Source organism: Labrys miyagiensis (assembly GCF_030160835.1).
In the GTDB taxonomy this organism is placed as follows: domain Bacteria; phylum Pseudomonadota; class Alphaproteobacteria; order Rhizobiales; family Labraceae; genus Labrys; species Labrys miyagiensis.
Map to the genome: position 1 here is coordinate 70,639 of NZ_BSPC01000026.1, position 18,643 is coordinate 89,281.

Below are 18,643 nucleotides of genomic sequence, written 5' to 3' on the forward strand. Positions count from 1 at the left end.
CGAAATGGTTCCCTTCCGCTCCCGGCGGAAAACGCTTTCGGCATGGACGAGCCTGCGTCGATCGGCTTCGGCAATCTCGTGAACGCCCTTCGCCGGCGCTGGTTCTTCATCATGTCCTGCGCTGTGGTAGGCGTGGCTCTCGCCGCTGTCTATGTCGCGCTGGCGACGCCGATGTTCACGGCGACATCGAGTATCCTGCTCGACACCCGCATGAACCAGTTCCTGCAGAAGCAGGACATCATGTCCGACGTCGCCGTCGATAGCTCCTTCGTCGACAGCCAGGCCGAAGTGCTCACCTCCGACAGCATCGCTCTCACGGTGGTGCAGAAACTCGGCCTGGCGCATGACCAGGAATTCGTCGGCCCGCCCAAGGGCGCGGTTGGCGTGCTGATGTGGAAGGCCAGCAAGGCAATCGCCGGCCTGAAGAGTGCTCTCGGCCTCAGCTCCGATGACAGTGCCGCCAGCGCCGACGATACGCCCGAGCGTATTGCCGTCGAGACCTTCGCCAAGCGCCTGACCATCAAGCGCGTGGGCATGACCTATGTCATCGACATAGCCTTCGCCTCGGAGGATCCCGACAAGTCGGCGCGGATCGCTAACGCCGTCGCCGATGCTTATATTGCGCAGGGCCTCGATTCCAAGGTCGACTCGACCCGGCGCGCCGCTACCTGGCTGCAGGATCGCCTCAAGGAACTGAAGACGCAGGCCGCCCAAGCGGATGCTGCCGTCCAGCAGTTCAAGAGCACCAGCAACATCGTCGACACCGGCCGCGGGCTGATGAGCCAGCAGCAGCTCGCCGACCTCAACAGCCAGCTCGTGGTCGCCAAGACAGCCACCGCCGAAGCCAAGGCGCGGCTCGACCGCATCCAGCATGTCGAGGGCAATTCGCTGCTCGACGGCACGGTCACGGATGCCTTGAACAACAGCGTCATCACCCGGCTCCGGGCTCAGTATCTGGACCTGTCGGCACAGGAGGCCAGCCTCTCCCAGCGCCTCGGGCCGAATCACCAGGCTGCCGTGAAGCTCCGGGACCAGATGGGCGAACTGCGCAATTCCATCGCCAATGAGGTGCAGCGCATCGCGGCCGCCTATGCCAGCGACTATGCCATCGCCGTCGCGCGCGAGAAGTCGCTCAACGACAGCATGGCGGGCCTGGTCGATGAGAACGACACCAGCAATATCGCCCAGGTGAAGCTGCGCGATCTCGAGAGCTCGGCCGACACCTATCGCACGCTCTATGACAGCTACCTGCAGAAGTTCCAGGAATCGATCCAGCAGCAGAGCGCCCCGGTGACGGACACCCGCATCATCACCCTGGCGACGCCGCCTCTGTTCAAGAGTTCGCCGAAGACGCTGCTGTTCATTGCCGCCGGCCTGATGCTCGGCCTGTTCGCCGGTGCGGGCACCACCTTGGCCCGTGAATTGACGGCCGATGTCTTCCGCAGCTCCGACGAAGTGGAACGCGGCACGGGCTTCGAGTGCCTGGGCACGGCGCCTGCCGTGAAGATCACCCGCAAGAGCCGCCTTCGCCGGCTGCGTGACGGGCAGCGCTGGGGCGATCGTCGATCGCTCGCCGCCGCCACCGTGTGCGAGAATGTGCTGGATGAGCCCTTCTCGCGCTTCAGCGAGGCGCTGCGCAACGTCAAGGTGTCGATCGACGGCATCCGTCTCACCCGCGATGTCCGGGTCATCGGCATCGTCTCGGCCATACCGGGCGAGGGCAAGACCACCATCGCTGGCAATCTTGCCAGCCTGGTGGCGAGCACGGGGCACCGCACGCTTCTGATCGACGCCGACCTTCACCGCAAGGCCGCGACCTCGGCGTTCGCCCGGGACGCCGGCCACGGCCTTCTGGAGGCTCTGGCGGACCCGCTCCGGCTTGCGGATCTCGTGCAGACACGCAGCAATTCGGGCCTCGACGTGCTGCCCTGCGTGACCGAGAAACGGCCTGTCAACGCCGCCGAGATCCTCGGCTCGGCCCAGATGAACCGCCTCCTGACCGAGGCACGCAACGTGTATGACTATGTCTTCGTCGACTTTGCGGCTCTCATGCCTGTCGTCGACGCCAAGGCTGCAGCCCATCTCGTCGATGGCTTCGTCTATGTCGCCGAATGGGGCAGCAGCAGCCGCAAGCTCGTTCTGGAGGCGCTCTCCAGCTCCGACGTGATCCGCGAGCGGCTGATCGGCATCCTGTTGAACCGTGCCGAGCCATCGGCCCTGCGACAGAGTGAGGCTTATCGCGGCAAGGCATTTCAGGCTTATTATGCAAGCTAGAAAGTAAGCGCAGGCGGCCCCGCATCGAAAGACGGGGCCGCCTTCGGCTAAAACGACCCCGCTGAAGCATTCTTGAGAAGAGGGGAAGGACTTTTCGAGCGGGAACACGTAGCAAGAGCGGGAGTTGAAGCAGATGCGATTCGATGACATTTGCAATCTGCACAGAGCAGCCTGCAATGTTCGATTTGGTACAGAATCGAACACTCATTTGGTAAGATCATAGGGCGAGAACAATGCAGGCGGCGGCGGGCCGTCGGCATGATGGGTTGAAGAGGCGAGGGTGGCGCGTGAATGTCCTGGTAACCGGAGGCGCCGGTTATATCGGCAGCCTGACATGTGTGTCGTTGATCGAGAGTGGCTATACGCCGGTCATTCTCGACAATCTGTCGAACAGCAAACTTGCGGCGGTTGAAGCCATTGGCAGCCTCACCGGCAAGACGCCGGAATGCCATGTTGGCGACATCGGCGATATCGCGTTGATGGTCGAACTGCTGCGCAGCCGCAAGATCGAGTCGGTGATCCATTTCGCCGGCAAGAAGGCGGTGTCCGAGTCGGTCTCCAAGCCCTTGGATTATTACCGCAACAATGTCACGGGAACGCTGAACCTGCTGGCCGCCATGCAGGAAGCCGGGGTGCGCGACTTCATCTTCAGTTCCTCGGCCACGGTCTATGGCGAGCCCAAGCAGATGCCGGTGACGGAGAACAGCCCGCGTTCGGCGGTCAGCCCCTATGGCCGCACCAAGCTGATGATCGAGCACATCCTGGAAGATCTGGCGCGAGCCGAGCCCGACTGGTCGCTGACGATCCTGCGCTATTTCAATCCGGTCGGTGCCCATCCGAGCGGCAGGATCGGTGAGGATTCGCAGGGCGTGCCCAACAATCTCATGCCCTATCTGGCGCAGGTCGCAGTGGGGCGCCGCGACTACCTGCCGATTTTCGGCGGCGACTATCCCACGCCCGACGGCACGGCCGTGCGCGACTATGTCCACGTCCTCGATGTGGCGGAAGGCCATGTGGCGGCGCTGCGCACCCATAAGGGGCAGGTCGGCGTGCATACCTACAATCTCGGCACCGGCCAGGGCCGCAGCGTGCTGGAGCTCTTCACCGCCTTCAGCCACGCCTGCGGCCGGAACCTGCCGTCCCGACTGGTCGAACGGCGGCCCGGTGATATCGCCGCCATCTGGGCCGAGATCAGCAAGGCCGAACGCCAGCTCAACTGGCGGGCTCGCCGCTCCCTCGACGAGATGTGCCAGGACACCTGGCGCTGGCAATCGGCCAATCCGGACGGCTATCGCGCATAGAGAGCGTTTGAGCGCGGTCGTTTTCGGGGGCGGGTCTTCAGACCCGGCTTTTGGCGACGCCGGTTCCGGAACGAGCCGGGGCTGAAGACCCGCTCCCCGATGTCCCGCTTCCATCACAAGACAGCAGGTTCACAGCACGGGTCCGATCGAAAGATCGGGCCCGTTCCCTTTTTTTGGCGTCCGCTCGATGGGTGTCGGCCCTCGGCGCCTTGGGCGGGGCGACTTCGCCCTTGACGTTCATCATGCAAGTTGCTGCCGCGGCGATAGGGACAGGACCCCATGAGTGGTACACTATTGCCGTGTGTGCTTCGCCACGCAAGCTCATGGAGACACTCATGAAAATGTCGGCTTCGATCGCGGTGGCCTGCTGCGTCCTGGTCGCCTGGGGAGGTGGGGCAGCTCACGCGGCGCCGGCGAAGATGGCAGTGTCCTTCACCTGGTGCGGCACCGCCACGCCGGCCACGAAGGTCACCGGCATCCCGGCCGGCACGGCGATCCTGCGTTTCCGGCTTCGGGACCACCAGGCGCCGAGCTATCCGCATGGCGGGGGCGACTATCCGGTTGCTGGCCGCAGTGTTTCCATTCCCTGCGGCGGCCTCAAGGCCAGCAATTTCGACGGGCCGCATCCACCCCCGCCGCAGATCCACGATTATGAGTGGACTGTCTCGGCGTTGAACGCAAAGGGCATGCCGATCGCCACGGCGTCGGCGGTCAGGAAGTTTCCGCAATAGGCGAGGGCCTGTCGACAAGGGCGCTTCCTCCATTATGGTGCGCAGCACAGGTGCCGAGGAGCCGAACGGGATGCCGAAGACTTCAGGATGGACGGGGCTGGCCTTCTCTCTCTTTCTGCCTCTGGCGGTGTCTTTACGTCCTGCCATAGGTGCGGAGCTGCCGCCGGCAACGCTTGGCAACCTTGCCATCACCGCGCTGCCAGCCGCGGATCTGGCGTCGCGCGGCATCGAGCCGCTCGCCCTGGGCGATCTGGAGGCGCCGACCGGGCATATCGTCGTTGCCGATCCCCTGGTGCAGCCCGACCGGCAGGCTCTGGCGCGCGCCGTGCCGCCGGGCCGCTATCCGGTAATGCTCTACAAAGCACAGGGCCGCATCGCCATGGCCTTGCTGCGGCTGGCACCCGGCACCGTCACCCATTGGGAGATCGCGGTGCTGCCGGGCCAGGATCCCGCGACATTGAAGCCGGACGAGATCTTCGGCTATCCCGTCGATACCGGGCTCGGCTGCTTCATGGATGTGGAGGCCGCCAAGGCGATGGCCACGCGCGAGGCCCTGCAGAAGGCCAGGCAGCAGAACTCGTCCCGGCCTTACGACAATTACTACGACGACGTCCTGGCCAATGAGCTCAGCGGCGACAACGAGAACCATGTCATGCATCGCCCGCTCGCGCCCGACCCGGCAAACGTCGCCGTGTTCCAGAGCGGCTGGGGCGATGGTTTCTACGCCTCCTATTGGGGGCTCGACGACAGCGGCAAGGCTTTGGCCCTGGTCACCGATTTCGAGGTGATCGAGAATGGCGACGGCCGCAGCGACTATGGCAGATACAAGATTGCCGCGCTCGGTGCGCTCACGCCCCAGCAGCAGGACGACAGCCGCGCCGCCTATAAGGCGATGCAGGAGGACGACCTCAAGACCCTGCAAGCTTTGCTCGCCAGCGGCCGGGTGACACCCGAAACCTGGGTGATGGATGCGGGCTCAAGCTTCAGCTTCGAGACGATCCGGCTCGACAAGCCGGCCGCACTCGAATTGCTGGTTCGCTACGGCGCCGTGATGGCCATGCCGAAAGGCCTGCTCGACGGCACCTATGCCGATTGGGCGCGCTCCTTCGCCAAGCATAAGGACAACCCCAAGGTGAAGCCGCGCTCGCCCGAACTGATGGAAGTGATCCGGCGCTGGGAAGCCGGCGAGATCGCGCTGGCCGACGATGCCCCCGTCCGGACGGCTAAGTGAGTTTTTCTCACAAGAGGGGTTACCCTGGCAGGCGCAGGACAGGGATCGCGAACAAGATCCCGGTTGCAATCGCCGGCGTTCTCGGGCAACCAGCCTGTCGCTGGAAGGGGCCGGATCCGTTGTACGAGAGGGCAGTCATGCCTGCCGACAAGAACAAGCCGCCCGAGTCGAACGATCGCGCCACCGTCGCCGCCCTGATCTTCGTGGTCCTGCTCGTTGGCGCCTGCATCTGGGTGTTCACCGAGCTCAAGGAGAAGAATGACGAGCTCACCTGCGTAGCGTCGGGACGCACCAACTGTGCTCCGATAAGCCAATGAAAAACGCCGCCCCATGGGACGGCGCTTTCGATCTCGTGGTGCCGGGCTTAGCGGCGCAACATTCGTCCAAGGGCGATCAGGATGCAGGCGCCGACGAAGCCTACGATCAGATAGTTGATCCATCCGCCGCCGATGCCGATATGCAGCAGATTGAGAAGGAAGTTTGCCAGGGCAGCGCCGGCGACGCCCAGGATGATGTTCATGATGAGGCCCATATTGCTCTTCATGAACATTTCGGCGAGCCATCCTGCGATGCCGCCCAGAATGATCGCGGCGATCCAGCCAACTTGTGGATTGTCCATATGTTGCTCCCATGCGGGGTAACGGATTTGGAGGCGTCGGTCGGTGCTTTGACGCCCGGCGCGGGCATCCTAAAGCAAGATGCGTTCAGGCAGGAGCGGATTTCCAAGTGGGCGCATTGGCATCAAAAGCATTTGCGATTCTTGGTGATTCGATCTGAAGGTAAGACGCACGAGCCGCATCCGCTTCACAGTCCAGCTCCGCGGCTGGGGCGGATGTTGCGCCATACAAGCAAGCGGCCTTCGTTCTCGAACCCGGGAAAACCTCAGCCGTTTTCGCCCTTGATTACACCGATCACCGCATCCGTCACTGCCTTTGTATCCGCCGTGCCGCCGAGATCGGGGCTCAGCACCTCGCCTCGATCAGTTACCACTTCGATGGCCGACATCAGCCTGCGGGCCGCGCTCTTCTCGCCGAGATGATCCAGCATCAGGCTCGCCGTCCAAAACGAGCCGAGCGGGTTGGCGATGCCCTTGCCCATGATGTCGAAGGCCGAGCCGTGGATCGGCTCGAACATCGAGGGGCGGTGGCGGGAGGGATCGATATTGGCCGTCGCCCCGATGCCGAGCGAGCCGCCGAGCGCCGCCGCAAGATCGGAGAGGATGTCGGCATGCAGATTGGTGGCGAGCACGGTGTCGATGGTGCCGGGCTTGTTGACCATGCGCTGCGTCATGGCATCGACGAGCATCCAGTCGACGGTAAGGTCGGGGTAGTCCCGGATCACCTCGCGGACCACGGTGTCCCAGAGCACCATGCCATGGCGCTGGGCATTGGATTTGGTGACCACGGTGAGGAGCTGGCGCGGCCGTGACATCGCCACACCGCAGGCAAAGCGGGCAATGCGCTCGATGCCGGCGCGCGTGAACACGGCGACGTCCATGCCCACCTCGATCGGCAGGCCGCGATGGGCCCGCCCGCCGACGCCGGCATATTCGCCCTCGGAATTCTCGCGCACGATCACCCAGTCGATCGCGGCGCCGAGTTCCGGCCGCAAGGGACCCTTGAGGCCGGGCAGCAGCCGCGTCGGCCGCACATTGGCATATTGGTCAAAGCCCTGGCAGATGGCGAGGCGCAGGCCCCAGAGCGTGATGTCGTCGGGCAGTTCGGGATCGCCGACCGCGCCGAAATAGATGGCGTTGAACGCCTCGAGCCGCGCAAGGCCGTCCTCAGGCATCATGCAGCCATTGCGGCGGTAGTAGTCCGAGCCCCAGTCGAAGCGGGTGAAGTCGAAGGAAAGACCCGGCTCGGCACCAGCCAGAGCGTCGAGCACACGCAGGCCCGCCTCGACCACTTCTGGGCCGATGCCGTCGCCCCCAATGACGGCGATCCTGTGCGCAGGCATGGCGGTTCCTCTTTCCTGGAAGTATCCGTATTCGGTCAAGCGGGTTTCGGTGTCCAACTACGATTATCTCGCAAGAGAGCGTTAGCGAGGATAATGAGCTTTCGCATGATAGCGATGATGGCGAGTTTTTTGGGCTTTCCAGCGGCGACCATGGCTTGGTATTTGGCGCCGAGATCTGGGTTCCATCGGATGGCGGAGACCATGGGCATATAGAGGGCTCGTCGCAGAAGGGCTCTTCCGCCGCGAATGAAGCGCTTGCCATTTTTGCTGCCGCTGTCGCGTGGGACAGGGGCGAGCCCGGCCAGGCTGGCGGCTTGAGCGGGGGACAGGGTGCCCAGTTCGGGCATGTGGATGAGCATGGCGTGCGCGGTGATGGGTGCCACGGCGGGGATGGAGTCGAGGATTTCGGCTCTGCGCTTGAAGGCGGGGTCCTTGTCGGCCCGCTTGGCGATCTCCTCGTCGATGGCCTTGATCTGCGCTTCGGTCAGGGCCAGTGTCTTGGCGAGTTGGCGCTTGATCAGGGGCAGTTCGGCCGTTTGCTGGCGGGTCTGGGTCGCCACTTTGATCTTCATCAGGGCATCGCGGGCTGCGGCCAATTGCTTCATCTCATCAAGGGCCTGGCTGACGATGAGGGTCGGTTCCGGCTGGAAGGCATGGCCATAGCGAGCCAAGGTCATGGCGTCGATGCGATCGGTCTTGGCCAGCTTGCCAATGCCTTCGGCAAAGCGCCTGGCCTGGCGCGGGTTGAGCTTGACGGCTGCAAGGCCGGCTGCATTGAGGGCCCGTTCGAAGTGGCGATGGTAAGCCCCGGTGGCTTCGAATACGACACGCTCGACAATCCAGGAAGAAAGCCAGGCAATCAGGGCGCGATGGCCCGCCGGGGTGTTGTCGAAGCGCTTGATCACCTGGGCTGGGAAGAGAGCGACATCCAGATAATCTTTGCCGATATCGGTGCCGACGTTCTGTGCTAGGCTGCTAGACATCTTTTCCAAGTCCTCTGCTTGTCTCCGGTGCTAAGCCGGTATCCGTTCAGGCCTCATGGAAAAGAGAGGGGTGGTCAGACTCCTAAGTCAGTCCTTCGATGATCGCAGGCACGACCCGTCCCCTCCCGCCTCCAGCTCGGCGGCCACCGAGCTGGAGGCACCCCAAAGCTAAGCTTTCAGGATAGGATTCGAATAGACAATCGCAGGCATCCTTGCCTGCTCTTCTTATCATCAAGCGCCGAGGTTCCAAGAGCAGGCAGAGAGGTCTGCGATCCCAGGCCACAGCCTCATCGACTTACCGGTGACGGCATGCTCAGGGCCTCGCGTGCGATTCCGGTAATGCAAGCCCGCAGGCCGCGCCGGTCGATCCCCTGTTGAGTTCCAGCTTCTGTCGCCCATACTCTTGCACCAGAAAAATAAGTAGGTTCAGTATTTTAGGCCGATAGGGAGCGTGCTGATCCCAGGTTGATGACGCGGCTGGGGAACCGCGCGGGTTGCAAAAAGGTTGAAGGCGTACCACCCTTCGGGGATAATCCGGCTGATGACGATGTGTTTCAAGGACGGCGACAAGACCTGTTCGAAATCAAGGGGGGTGTCCTGTGAATATGGACTTGGCACGGCAAGAACAGCAGACGTCTGCTGAACCCTCCACCGCACGGACCTATTATCGCTGGGCTCGCTTTTACGATCTCATCTTCGACTGGCCCTTCTATCCCGGCCGCCTGGCCGCCGCGAGAGCTGTGGCCAAGGCGCTTCCTGCCAAGGGTCGGGTGCTGGTCGCCGGCGTCGGGACGGGGCTGGAGCTTGGCCTGCTGCCGCGCGGCGGCACGATCATCGGCATCGATCTTGCACGGCCCATGCTCGATCTTGCCCGCGCGCGGGTCGTGCATAAGGGGCTCGACCACGTCAAGGCGCTGCGCCTGATGGATGCCGGCGCGCTCGAATTCGAGGATGCGAGCTTCGATGTCGTGCTGGCGCCCTATCTTCTCAGCGTCGCCACCGAGCCCGACCGCGTGCTGGACGACATGTGGCGGGTAACGCGGCCGGGCGGCGAGATGGTGATCCTCGGTCATTTCTCGGCCGAGACGGGGCTGCGCTCCGACTTGGAAAAACGCCTGACGGGCGCCGGGGCCTGGCTCGGCTGGAGGCCCTATTTCCCCTATGCCGTGGTGGGCGACTGGCTCAGGGAGCAGCCCGATGCCGCGATCGTCGAAGAGCGGCAGATCGCGCCCTTCCGTCTCTTCACGCTGCTGCGCATCCGCAAGGATGGCCCCAGGGAGGCATAGTCACGGTCGGGCCACGCCTCTTCCCACCCCCGCTCAAACGAAACGGTTGGAGAGATCCGGATTGACGCGACGGATCTCGCGCAGCGTCTTGTAGAAGGCACTCGACTTCATCACGATATAGCGGGGGGAGGTCATGCCGCCGAAGCCGGAATAGAGCAGGATCGAGCCGGCATTGGCCACGCCGTCGAAGTCGAAGACGAGGCCCATCGAGGCCGCGCTCTTCATTGCATTCCAGATCAGCAGCGGGATGGCGCCGTTGCCGCTGTCGGGCGCCCGCGTCGAGAGCATGTAGTAATAGAGCTTTGCGTCCCAGACGCAGAAGACAGCGGCCTTGGGCGTGCCCTTTTCGTCCATCGCGGCCCAGAAATGGCCGCGCCCACGGTCCAGCGCCTTGCGGGCGACGTCCTCGCAGGTGGCAAAGTCGATGTTCGCGTTCTCGCCCTTCGCCTTGAGATTGGTGGCGTAAAAGCGGAAGAAGGCCTCGGGGGCCATCGCGCTGGAGACTCGATGGCTTTCCTCTGCGCGCCGGATGACATTGCGCGTCTTGTCCCGCATGCCCTTCCAGAGCACGTCGTGCGCTGCAGGCTGAACCTCGAAGGTGAACTGGACGGTGACCTGGAAATCCTCGGCCTGGAAGGCGAGCACATCCTTCACGCCGCGGTGCATCTTCTGGCGGAAAGAGGAAAGCTGTGGCAGTTTCTGGATGAGATCGCGCGTGATCGACTGGCGCTTTACGAAGCGGTTGGGCTCGCTTCCCGCGCCGTCATTGATCCCCGGGCCCAGGAAATGCGTGAGGGTGGGCATGTTGCTGCTGTGCAGCCCAAGTCGGGACTCCATCACGTAAGGCAGGCGACCCACGGTGCGCCCGCCCTCGGTAACCTCGACAACCTCCGCCCGCCCCTTTGTGGCGGCACTCAACCACCAGGGCTCGTGGAATATCGTCGGCACCAGGGGATCGAAAGAAGCCATGGGCTCGATCCCCGTGTCATTTGGCAATCCAAGACTGGTATGCGCCGGGCTCAGCACAAATCAAAACCTTGAGTTATTGAGTAAGTCAAATGGGTGTGTCTTTATATTGAGCACTATCAAGGAATTACGTGGTCACGTAGGGAACAGTCAAGGTTTGAATTTATCTGATCGAAAATCAACTGGATCGATGAAAGAGGATGAAATTGCACCTTTCGAGGGCCAGTTAGAAAATGAATTACCTCAAAAGTATTAGCTTGTGTATGGCGTGAGAACGCGAGGCATCCGCGATGGGAAAATTAATTCCCGCATAAGTTGTATTGTCAGATTGTCCGAGCATGTCGCTGGCAATGGATAAAGCGCTCCCCACGGTCGGATCGGCTGTATTAATCTTTGTTAATCACGAGGTGGCGATGGGCGCCACCCAGCATCTCGGCCAAACTATGAAGCAAGGTTAAGTCACAGTGGTGACAGGAAAGAGCATCTGTATATGGACTAGGACGACGGCATCGAATTGACCCTTGCCGGCCTCACCGCCGCGATCGATCTGCGCCGGCCAGCGGTCCGTTGGGCGTCAACCCCATGTAGCTACCCAATCAAACGAAAGCCCCCGTTGCGGTGGCGCAAGACGAGGGTTTGGAGTGCCGGAGCTGCGGCTCAATGCGCCGGCGGTCCATCGTGCTGTGCGGGCGGATCATGCGGCGCCGGCGGCTTGCCGCCGAAGCGCCGCTTCACACTTTCGCGTCCCGACTGGAACAACACATAGAGCATCGGGATCAGGAAGATGCCGATGAGGCTGGCGGCGATCATGCCGCCGAACACCGGCGTCCCGACGTCGCGGCGGCTGATCATCGCCGCGCCGGAGGCAACGACCAGCGGCAGGAGGCCAAGCACGAAGGCGATCGAGGTCATCATCACCGCGCGGAATCGCATGCGGGCGCCGAGAATGGCGGCGTCGCGGATCGGCAGGCCCTCCTCGCGCCGCTCCTTGGCGAACTCGACGATCAGGATGCCGTTCTTCGCCGCCAGCGCGATCAGCACCACCAGGCCGATCTGGGCGTAGATGTCGAGCGACAGCGGCGCCGGTATGGCACCGAACATGATCAGCAGCAGCGGGATGTAGTGAATGGCGATGAAGGCACCCAGCACGCCGATCGACACCGAGAGCAGCACGGGAATCGGAATGGTCCAGCTCTCATAGAGTGCCACCAGGAAGAGGAAGGCAAACAGCACGGCGAGGCCGAGCACCACGCCGGTCTGCCCCTGCGCTTCATGTTCCTGATAGGCGGTGCCGGTCCATTCGAAGCCATAGCCGGGTGGCAGTGTCTTGGCGGAGACTTCGGTCATCACCTGCTGCGCCGTGCCCGAGGCCACGCCGGGCGCCGCCGAGCCATTCACGGTGATCGACCGATAATTGTTGTAGCGGCTGATGGTCTGCGGCCCCAACTGGGTCGAGATCGAGGCGATCGAACGCAGCGGTACCATCTCACCGGCCCGGTTGCGGATATAGATTTTCCAGATCGAGTCGATGTCGCTGCGGTCGGTGGCCTCAGCCTGCAGGTTCACCTGCCAGGTTCGGCCATAGAGGTTGAAGTCGTTGATATAGGCGCCGCCGAGCGTCGCCTGCAGGGCGTTGAAGACATCGGCCATGTTGAGGCCAAGCGCTTGCGCCTTGTCACGATCGATATTGAGATAGATCGAGGGGTTGGTGGCGGTGAAGGTGGAGAAGACGCGCGACAGGCGCGGATCCTGATTGGCGGCGGCGATCAGGCCGTTCATCACGCTGCCCATGGCCGCCGGGCTGGCGCCCTCGAGGTTCTCGAGCTGATATTCGAAGCCGCCCGAGGTGGAGAGGCCGATGATCGGCGGCACGTTGAAGGCGAACACCGAGGAGGTGTTGATCGCCTGGGCCTGGCCGATCACCTTGCCGATCAGGGCTTGCGCGGAATCGGCCGCGGTTCTTCGATCGGCGAAAGGCTTCAGGCGCGCCACCATGAAGGCGGCATTGGGCTGCGCGCCGCCGTCGAGGATCGAGAAGCCGACAATGGCGAGCGTATCCTGGATCTGCGGCATCTGTTTGAGGATAGCCTCGACCTTCTCGACCTCTCCCTTCGTGCGGTTGACCGAAGCGCCATCGGGGAGCTGGACCACCACGAAGAAGGCGCCCTGATCCTCTTCCGGCACGAAGCCGGTCGGTGTCACATTCGGCTGCGCCGCGTAATAGATGGCGCCTCCGAAGACCGCGACGGCGATCAGGCTGAAGATGGGGATGCGCACCAGCCGGCGCACGACGGCGGCATAGCCGTTGCGCACCCTGTCGATGCCGCCCAGCACGCGGCTCATGATCGGGCCCTTGCGCGAGTGGCGCAGGAACACCGCGCAGAGCGCCGGCGAGAGCGTCAGCGCGTTGAAGGCCGAGATCACCATGGCCGAAGTCATCACCACGGCGAACTGGCGGAAGAGCTGGCCGGTGAGGCCGGGGATGAAAGCGACCGGCACGAACACCGAGAGCAGCACTAGCGAGATGGCGATCACCGGCGCGGTGATCTGCGTCATCGCCTTCTTGGTGGCGTCGGCCGGGCTGAGATCGGGCTCTTCCTCCATCACGCGCTCGACGTTCTCCACCACCACGATGGCGTCGTCGACCACCACGCCGATGGCGAGCACCATGGCGAGCAGCGACACGGTGTTGGCCGAATAGCCGAGCGCCAGCATGATGCCGAAGGCGCCGATCAGCGATACCGGCACGGCGACGGCGGGGATGATGGTGGCGCGCAAACTTCCCAGGAAGAGGTAGACGACCACCACGACAAGCAGGAAGGCTTCGCCGAGTGTCCAGATCACTTCGCTGATCGTATCGGAGACGAATTCCGACGTATCGTAGACGACGCGTGCCTTCAGACCTTCAGGAAAGCGCGTCTGCATGTCGGCGAGCGTGGCGGTGACGCGGGCAGCCGTCTGCACGGCATTGGCGCCCGGCGACAGATAGATCGCGATGGCGACCGCCGGCTTGCCGTTGAGGCGCGACGTGGTGTCGAGGCTCTGGGCGCCCATTTCGATGCGCGCCACGTCCTTCACGCGGAGCACGGAGCCGTCCGGGTTGGCGCGGACGATAATGTTGCCGAACTGCTCGGGCGTCTCCAGGCGGCCGAGTGTCTGCAGGTTCAACTGGAGCTGCTGGTCGGCGGCCGCCGGCTGCGCGCCGATGCGCCCGACCGGGGCCTGCACGTTCTGCGCCTCGATGGCATTGGCGATGTCGGACGCCTGCAGGCCGAGATTGGTAAGGCGCTGCGTATCGAACCAGATGCGCATCGAATAGTTCTGGCGGCTGAAGAGGCTCGCCTGCCCGACACCGGGAATGCGCGACAGGCGGTCGAGCACGTTGATGGTGGCGTAGTTGGTGATGAACAGCGGGTCTTGCTTGCCGCTCTCCGAATAGAGGAACAGGAACTGCAGGATGGCCGAGGAGCGCTTCTGAACCGTCACGCCCTGTTGCTGCACGGATTGCGGCAGCTTGGAGAGCGCGGCCTGCACGCGGTTGTTGACGTTGACGGTGTCGATGTCCGCATCGGTGCCGAGATTGAAGGAGACCGTGAGGCTGTAGCTGCCATCATTGCCGCTGGTCGACTTCATGTAGATCATCTTGTCGACGCCGACGACCTGCGCTTCGAGCGGTTGCGCCACGGAGGATTCCACCACGGCAGCCGAAGCGCCCGGATAGGTCGTCGAGACCTGGACCTGCGGGGGCACCAGGTTGGGAAACTGCTCCACGGCAATGCGCGTCATCGCCAGTGCACCCGCAAGGGTGATCACGATGGCAATGACGATGGCCAGGCGAGGCCGGTCGATGAAGATAGCTGAAAACATGGCTTACTGCCCGGCCGCGTTGGTCGCCGCCGGCGCATCGGGGGCAGGGGATGGCGTAACCTTGGCCCCCGGCCTGACGCGCTGGATGCCGTCGACCACCACCTTGTCCCCCTCGTTCAGGCCGGCCGAAACGGTGGCGATGGCGGGAGTGGTCTGTCCAAGCGTGATGCGCCTCTGGGAGACGGTGTTGTCATCGCCGACGACATAGACATAGCTGCCCTGCTGATCGCTCAGCACGGCGGCGCGTGGGATGGCGAGTGCCAGAATCGGCTCGGCGCCCTCGAGCAGCACGGTGACGAATTCGCCGTCCACGAGCGGGCGACGGTTGAGATCGCCCGGCTTGGTGTCGGGATTGATGGGGTTGGGGATCTGGCCGCGAAGATTGACGGTATCGGTGCCTGACGCCACAGAGGGATCGACGAAATCGAGCTTGCCTTCGGGGCCGTAGAGTTTGCCGTCCGGCAGGCGCACTCTGATGCGCACCGAGTTGAATCCCCCCTTGCCGGCGTAATAGGAGCCGAGGTCCAGGAACTGGGGCGAGGGCACGGGGAAGGTGACATACATCGGGTCCTGGCTGACGATGGTCGTCAGCGTGCCCGAGGTCGGTGTGACCACATTGCCCACGGTCACGGCCGTGCGGCCGATCTTGCCGTCGATCGGGGAGGTGATGGTGGTGTAGTCGAGGTTGATCTGGGAGGTCTTGAGCTGCGCCTGGGCGCCGAGGATCTGGGCTTCATAGGCCTGCTGCTGGGCCAGCGCGCTGTCGACCGAGGATTGCTGACCGGCGGGCGTCGCCAACAATTGCTGGGCACGCTGCGTGGTCAGCTTGGCATTGCGCAGCAGCGCCTCATACTGCGTGATCGTGGCTTGGTTGGCTTCGACCAGCGCCTCGAAGGGCGGGCGTTCCAGCCGGTAGAGCACATCACCCTTCTTGACCTCGGCGCCCTCGGTGAAGGGTGTTTCCTCGAGCTGAGCCGTGACGCGGGCCACGATGTTGACGCGGTTCACCGCCTCGATGCGGCCGATGAATTGCTGGGTCTGGGTGATCGGCGTCTTCTTGGCGACGATGAAGCCGATGGCCGGCGGCGGCCCACCGGGCATCTGAGCCGAGGCTGGTGCAACCGACAGAGGCAGGGTCGTCGAGGCAAGCAGGGCAGCGAACATCAGGGCCCGCAGGGGCAGACAGCGAGCGATGGATGCGTTGGAGACAAGAAAACGCCGTGCAATCAGGAGATCCATCGCCAATCCTGCCAGGTGATGCCAGCCGCTGCGGATCTTCCGTTGGCATCAGCAACGACTCCGCACCACGATACGAACTGGAACCTAAAGTCGAAAACACAAATCAAATAAGTAGCCGAGTTTCCAATCTAGGAAGCTCGCCCGCATCGGGTCAATGGCCGGGCGGACGAAAGGTCTGATGTTTCGGCTAAGTCACGGACAATGAGACATTTTCGCAACAAACGCGCCAGGGTTGTGCGGCGTGTTCTGGGCTACGAAATCGGTAGTTGCGATGGCCCCAGTCACCCTTCTCGCGGCTTGAGGAGACATTCACCCGCAACATACGCACTTGGACCCTATTGATGCTCCTGAGGCCTGGATGCCTGCTTGCCGGGGCACTGTTTCAGGCGCTCGATCAGCCAGCGGCCAGCCGGACCGGGCGGATCAGCCGTCCGATAGACGGCGAACATCGGCAAGATCAATCCGCCGGGCGGTACATCTTCGATTTCCAGCACCACGAGGCGGCCGCTGGCAATATCCGCCTGCACGGCATGGAGCGGCATGCCCCCCCATCCCAGACCATTGAGCAGGAAGGCGTGCTTGGCGAAGAGATCTGCGAGACGCCAGGTCGATGGCGACATCACGCCGACCTCCTGACCCGCGGACAGTTCGGACCTGTCCGTCAGCACGAGCTGAACGTGCTTGGCGAGCTCGGCCTTGGGAATGATCCCCTCGAAGGAAGCCAGGGAATGGTCTTGGGCCGCGACCATGAGGAAGGTCACTTCCGATACTCTTTCGCTGGTCATGGAGGCCGGTGGCGTCGGTACGGGACCGACAATGCCGAGGCTGGCGCGGCCGTCGAGGACAGGCTGGTACACCCCGCCCAACGCTTCAACATAGAGCCGCAAGGGTGTCCCGGGAAAACGCACCCTGAAATCCTTGGCGGCCTCCGTAATGGCCTGGATGGGATAGAACACATCGATGACGGCGGAGAGCTCGGCCTCCAGGCCCGCTGCCATTCCCTTGGCGCGGGATTTCATGAAATCCACGCCTGAAACGATCCCGCGAGCATCCGCAAGCAGGGCTGCGCCGGCTGGCGTCAATTTTGGATAACGGGCCGAGCGGTCAAAGAGGGCAACACCGATCTGCCCTTCCAGATTGCTGACGAGGTCGCTGACCACCGATTGGGCTCTGCGAAGCTTTCGGGCTGCGGCCGAGAAGCTTCCCTCGTCAGCGGCGGCAATGAAGGTTCGCAACTGATCGAGAGACACGCCGTCCAACATTGCCGTTCCAATCTATCGAAATTCCCGATGGATAGGATCGAAATATACCGACTATCCAGAATGGCGGCAAGCATGCGAGATCCTCACCATGCTCCGCTACCTCAAAAACCTGCTTTCACCCCAACCATCCACACCACGCAAAAACGCGATGGAGACCCGTTCGATGAAGCTTCTGCATCTGGATTCGAGCATTCTCAGCACATATTCGGTCAGCCGTGCCCTCTCGTCGGAGATCGTGGCGCGCAAGGCCTCGCTTCATCCCGGCATCGAGGTCGTCTATCGCGACCTTGCGACGGATGCGGCCTTGCATCTGTCGGGCGCGCATCTTGCGGCTTGGCAGGGAACGCCGGTGGAGGATGCCGCCCTCGGCAAGGATCTCGCCAGCGGCGGCACCTATCTCGAGGAGCTCTCGGCCGCCGACATCATCGTCATCGGCGCGCCCATGTATAATTTCTCGGTCCCGTCCCAACTCAAGGCCTGGATCGATCGCGTCGTCGTCGCGGGCAAGACGTTCCGCTATGCCGAGAACGGCGCCCCCGAAGGCCTGCTGCCAAAAGGCAAGAAGGCATTCATCGCCTCCTCTCGCGGTGGCGTCTACACCGGTGGAAGTCCGGCGGCGGCGCTTGAGCACCATGAAAGCTACCTGACTGGCATTTTGGCTTTCATCGGCGTTTCCGATGTTACCGTTGTTCGCGCTGAAGGCCTCGCCATTGGTCCGGATGCAAAGGACGCCGCTCTTGCCAAGGCGCGAGCGGAGATTGCGGCTCTGGCGGCCTGATTTCCCGACCGCTCTCCCACTTTTGTCGTGTTCGCCTCGTCGGAGCCGTGCGTGCGGTTCCGGCTGGAATCGCGCGCGCCGAATGCCCGCTTCCCGCAGCAACGCGAAAGCGGGATCCCTCAACGATCCGAATGGAAACACTTGCAATGAAATCCTACATCGTCGCCGGCGCGGTCGCGGCTCTTCTCGGCATCGCGGCACCCCTTCATGCTCAGGCGCAGATCGCCTCGCAGGATCCGAAAGCCGTCAAGGCGGGCACCTATAAGGTCGAGCCCTTTCATACCCAGATAGCCTTCTCGATTTCCCACTTCGGCTTCACCGATTTCTCAGGCTTCTTTTCGGGTGCTTCCGGAACCTTGCAGATTGATCCTGCCAAGCCGGACTCCGCGAAACTGGATGTCACGATCCCTGAGACATCGATCCTCACGACGGTCTCCGTGCTCGATGACCAGCTCAAGGGCGACCAGTGGTTTGATACCGCAAAGTTCGCAAACGCCACCTTCACGTCGACCAAGGTGACGTCGACCGGAAAGGGCACCGCGACCATCGTCGGCGATTTCACGCTTCACGGTGTCACCAAACCTATTACGCTGAAGGCGCGTCTCGTCGGTTCCGGCGTCGATCCCCTGGACAAGACCTTCACCGTCGGCTTCGAGGCGACAGGGACGATCAAGCGCAGCGACTTCGGCGTGAAGCAGTATCTGCCGCTGCTCGGCGACGAGGTTCACCTCGCCATCGCCGGCAACTTCAAGCTGCAGCAGTGATG

General features: G+C 63.0%; 15 protein-coding genes. 8 read left to right on the forward strand and 7 right to left on the reverse strand.

The window, feature by feature from the left end; translation table 11 throughout:
• Positions 1-42: 42 nt before the first annotated feature.
• The 5 genes from QQL24_RS14875 (at position 43) to QQL24_RS14895 (ending at position 5,854) form a co-directional block, all read left to right on the forward strand.
• A complete protein-coding gene (locus QQL24_RS14875; RefSeq protein WP_284313011.1) occupies positions 43-2,274 on the forward strand; it encodes a Wzz/FepE/Etk N-terminal domain-containing protein in 2,232 nt (743 codons plus the stop codon).
• A gap of 287 nt (positions 2,275-2,561) precedes the next feature.
• A complete protein-coding gene (gene galE, locus QQL24_RS14880) occupies positions 2,562-3,575 on the forward strand; it encodes a UDP-glucose 4-epimerase GalE (protein ID WP_284313012.1) in 1,014 nt (337 codons plus the stop codon).
• Positions 3,576-3,910: 335 nt separating this feature from the next.
• Positions 3,911-4,306: a phospholipid-binding protein gene (locus QQL24_RS14885; RefSeq protein WP_284313014.1), complete on the forward strand. Its 396-nt coding sequence runs from the start codon at positions 3,911-3,913 to the stop codon at positions 4,304-4,306.
• Between the two features lie 70 nt (positions 4,307-4,376).
• The gene (locus tag QQL24_RS14890; protein WP_284313015.1) at positions 4,377-5,537 is read left to right on the forward strand and encodes a DUF4241 domain-containing protein; all 1,161 of its coding nucleotides are present in this window, start codon (positions 4,377-4,379) and stop codon (positions 5,535-5,537) included.
• 137 nt (positions 5,538-5,674) lie between these two features.
• Positions 5,675-5,854 (forward strand): hypothetical protein, encoded by a 180-nt coding sequence (locus QQL24_RS14895; RefSeq protein WP_284313016.1) that lies wholly within the window; start codon positions 5,675-5,677, stop codon positions 5,852-5,854.
• 47 nt (positions 5,855-5,901) lie between these two features.
• On the opposite strand, the gene QQL24_RS14900 is transcribed toward QQL24_RS14895, so the two are convergent.
• The 3 genes from QQL24_RS14900 to QQL24_RS14910 all read right to left on the reverse strand — a co-directional run bounded on the left by QQL24_RS14900 (position 5,902) and on the right by QQL24_RS14910 (position 8,479).
• On the reverse strand, positions 5,902-6,156 hold the full coding sequence (locus QQL24_RS14900; protein WP_284313018.1) for a GlsB/YeaQ/YmgE family stress response membrane protein: 255 nt from the start codon (positions 6,154-6,156) through the stop codon (positions 5,902-5,904).
• 263 nt (positions 6,157-6,419) lie between these two features.
• On the reverse strand, positions 6,420-7,496 hold the full coding sequence (locus tag QQL24_RS14905; RefSeq protein WP_284313020.1) for a tartrate dehydrogenase: 1,077 nt from the start codon (positions 7,494-7,496) through the stop codon (positions 6,420-6,422).
• Positions 7,497-7,531: 35 nt separating this feature from the next.
• Positions 7,532-8,479 carry a transposase gene (locus QQL24_RS14910; RefSeq protein ID WP_284313021.1) on the reverse strand — a complete coding sequence of 316 codons (948 nt, stop codon included), beginning with the start codon at positions 8,477-8,479 and terminating at the stop codon, positions 7,532-7,534.
• A gap of 611 nt (positions 8,480-9,090) precedes the next feature.
• On the opposite strand from QQL24_RS14910, the gene QQL24_RS14915 reads away from it, so the two are divergent.
• Entirely contained in the window at positions 9,091-9,765 is a 675-nt protein-coding gene (locus QQL24_RS14915) for a class I SAM-dependent methyltransferase (protein WP_284313022.1), read from the forward strand.
• Positions 9,766-9,798: 33 nt separating this feature from the next.
• Here the strand turns inward: QQL24_RS14915 and QQL24_RS14920 are convergent, their stop codons facing one another.
• The 4 genes from QQL24_RS14920 to QQL24_RS14935 form a co-directional block, all read right to left on the reverse strand.
• Positions 9,799-10,734 carry a GNAT family N-acetyltransferase gene (locus tag QQL24_RS14920; protein WP_284313023.1) on the reverse strand — a complete coding sequence of 312 codons (936 nt, stop codon included), beginning with the start codon at positions 10,732-10,734 and terminating at the stop codon, positions 9,799-9,801.
• A 654-nt stretch (positions 10,735-11,388) separates the two neighbouring features.
• Positions 11,389-14,598, reverse strand: a complete 3,210-nt coding sequence (locus QQL24_RS14925) for an efflux RND transporter permease subunit (protein ID WP_284313025.1) — start codon at positions 14,596-14,598, stop codon at positions 11,389-11,391.
• A 3-nt stretch (positions 14,599-14,601) separates the two neighbouring features.
• A complete protein-coding gene (locus QQL24_RS14930) occupies positions 14,602-15,837 on the reverse strand; it encodes an efflux RND transporter periplasmic adaptor subunit (protein ID WP_284313027.1) in 1,236 nt (411 codons plus the stop codon).
• Positions 15,838-16,172: 335 nt separating this feature from the next.
• Entirely contained in the window at positions 16,173-17,099 is a 927-nt protein-coding gene (locus QQL24_RS14935) for a LysR family transcriptional regulator (RefSeq protein WP_284313028.1), read from the reverse strand.
• A 163-nt stretch (positions 17,100-17,262) separates the two neighbouring features.
• On the opposite strand from QQL24_RS14935, the gene QQL24_RS14940 reads away from it, so the two are divergent.
• Complete coding sequence (locus tag QQL24_RS14940) at positions 17,263-17,877, forward strand: FMN-dependent NADH-azoreductase (protein WP_284313030.1); 615 nt, start codon at positions 17,263-17,265, stop codon at positions 17,875-17,877.
• 146 nt (positions 17,878-18,023) lie between these two features.
• Entirely contained in the window at positions 18,024-18,641 is a 618-nt protein-coding gene (locus QQL24_RS14945) for a YceI family protein (protein ID WP_284313031.1), read from the forward strand.
• The last annotated feature ends 2 nt before the right edge of the window (positions 18,642-18,643 follow it).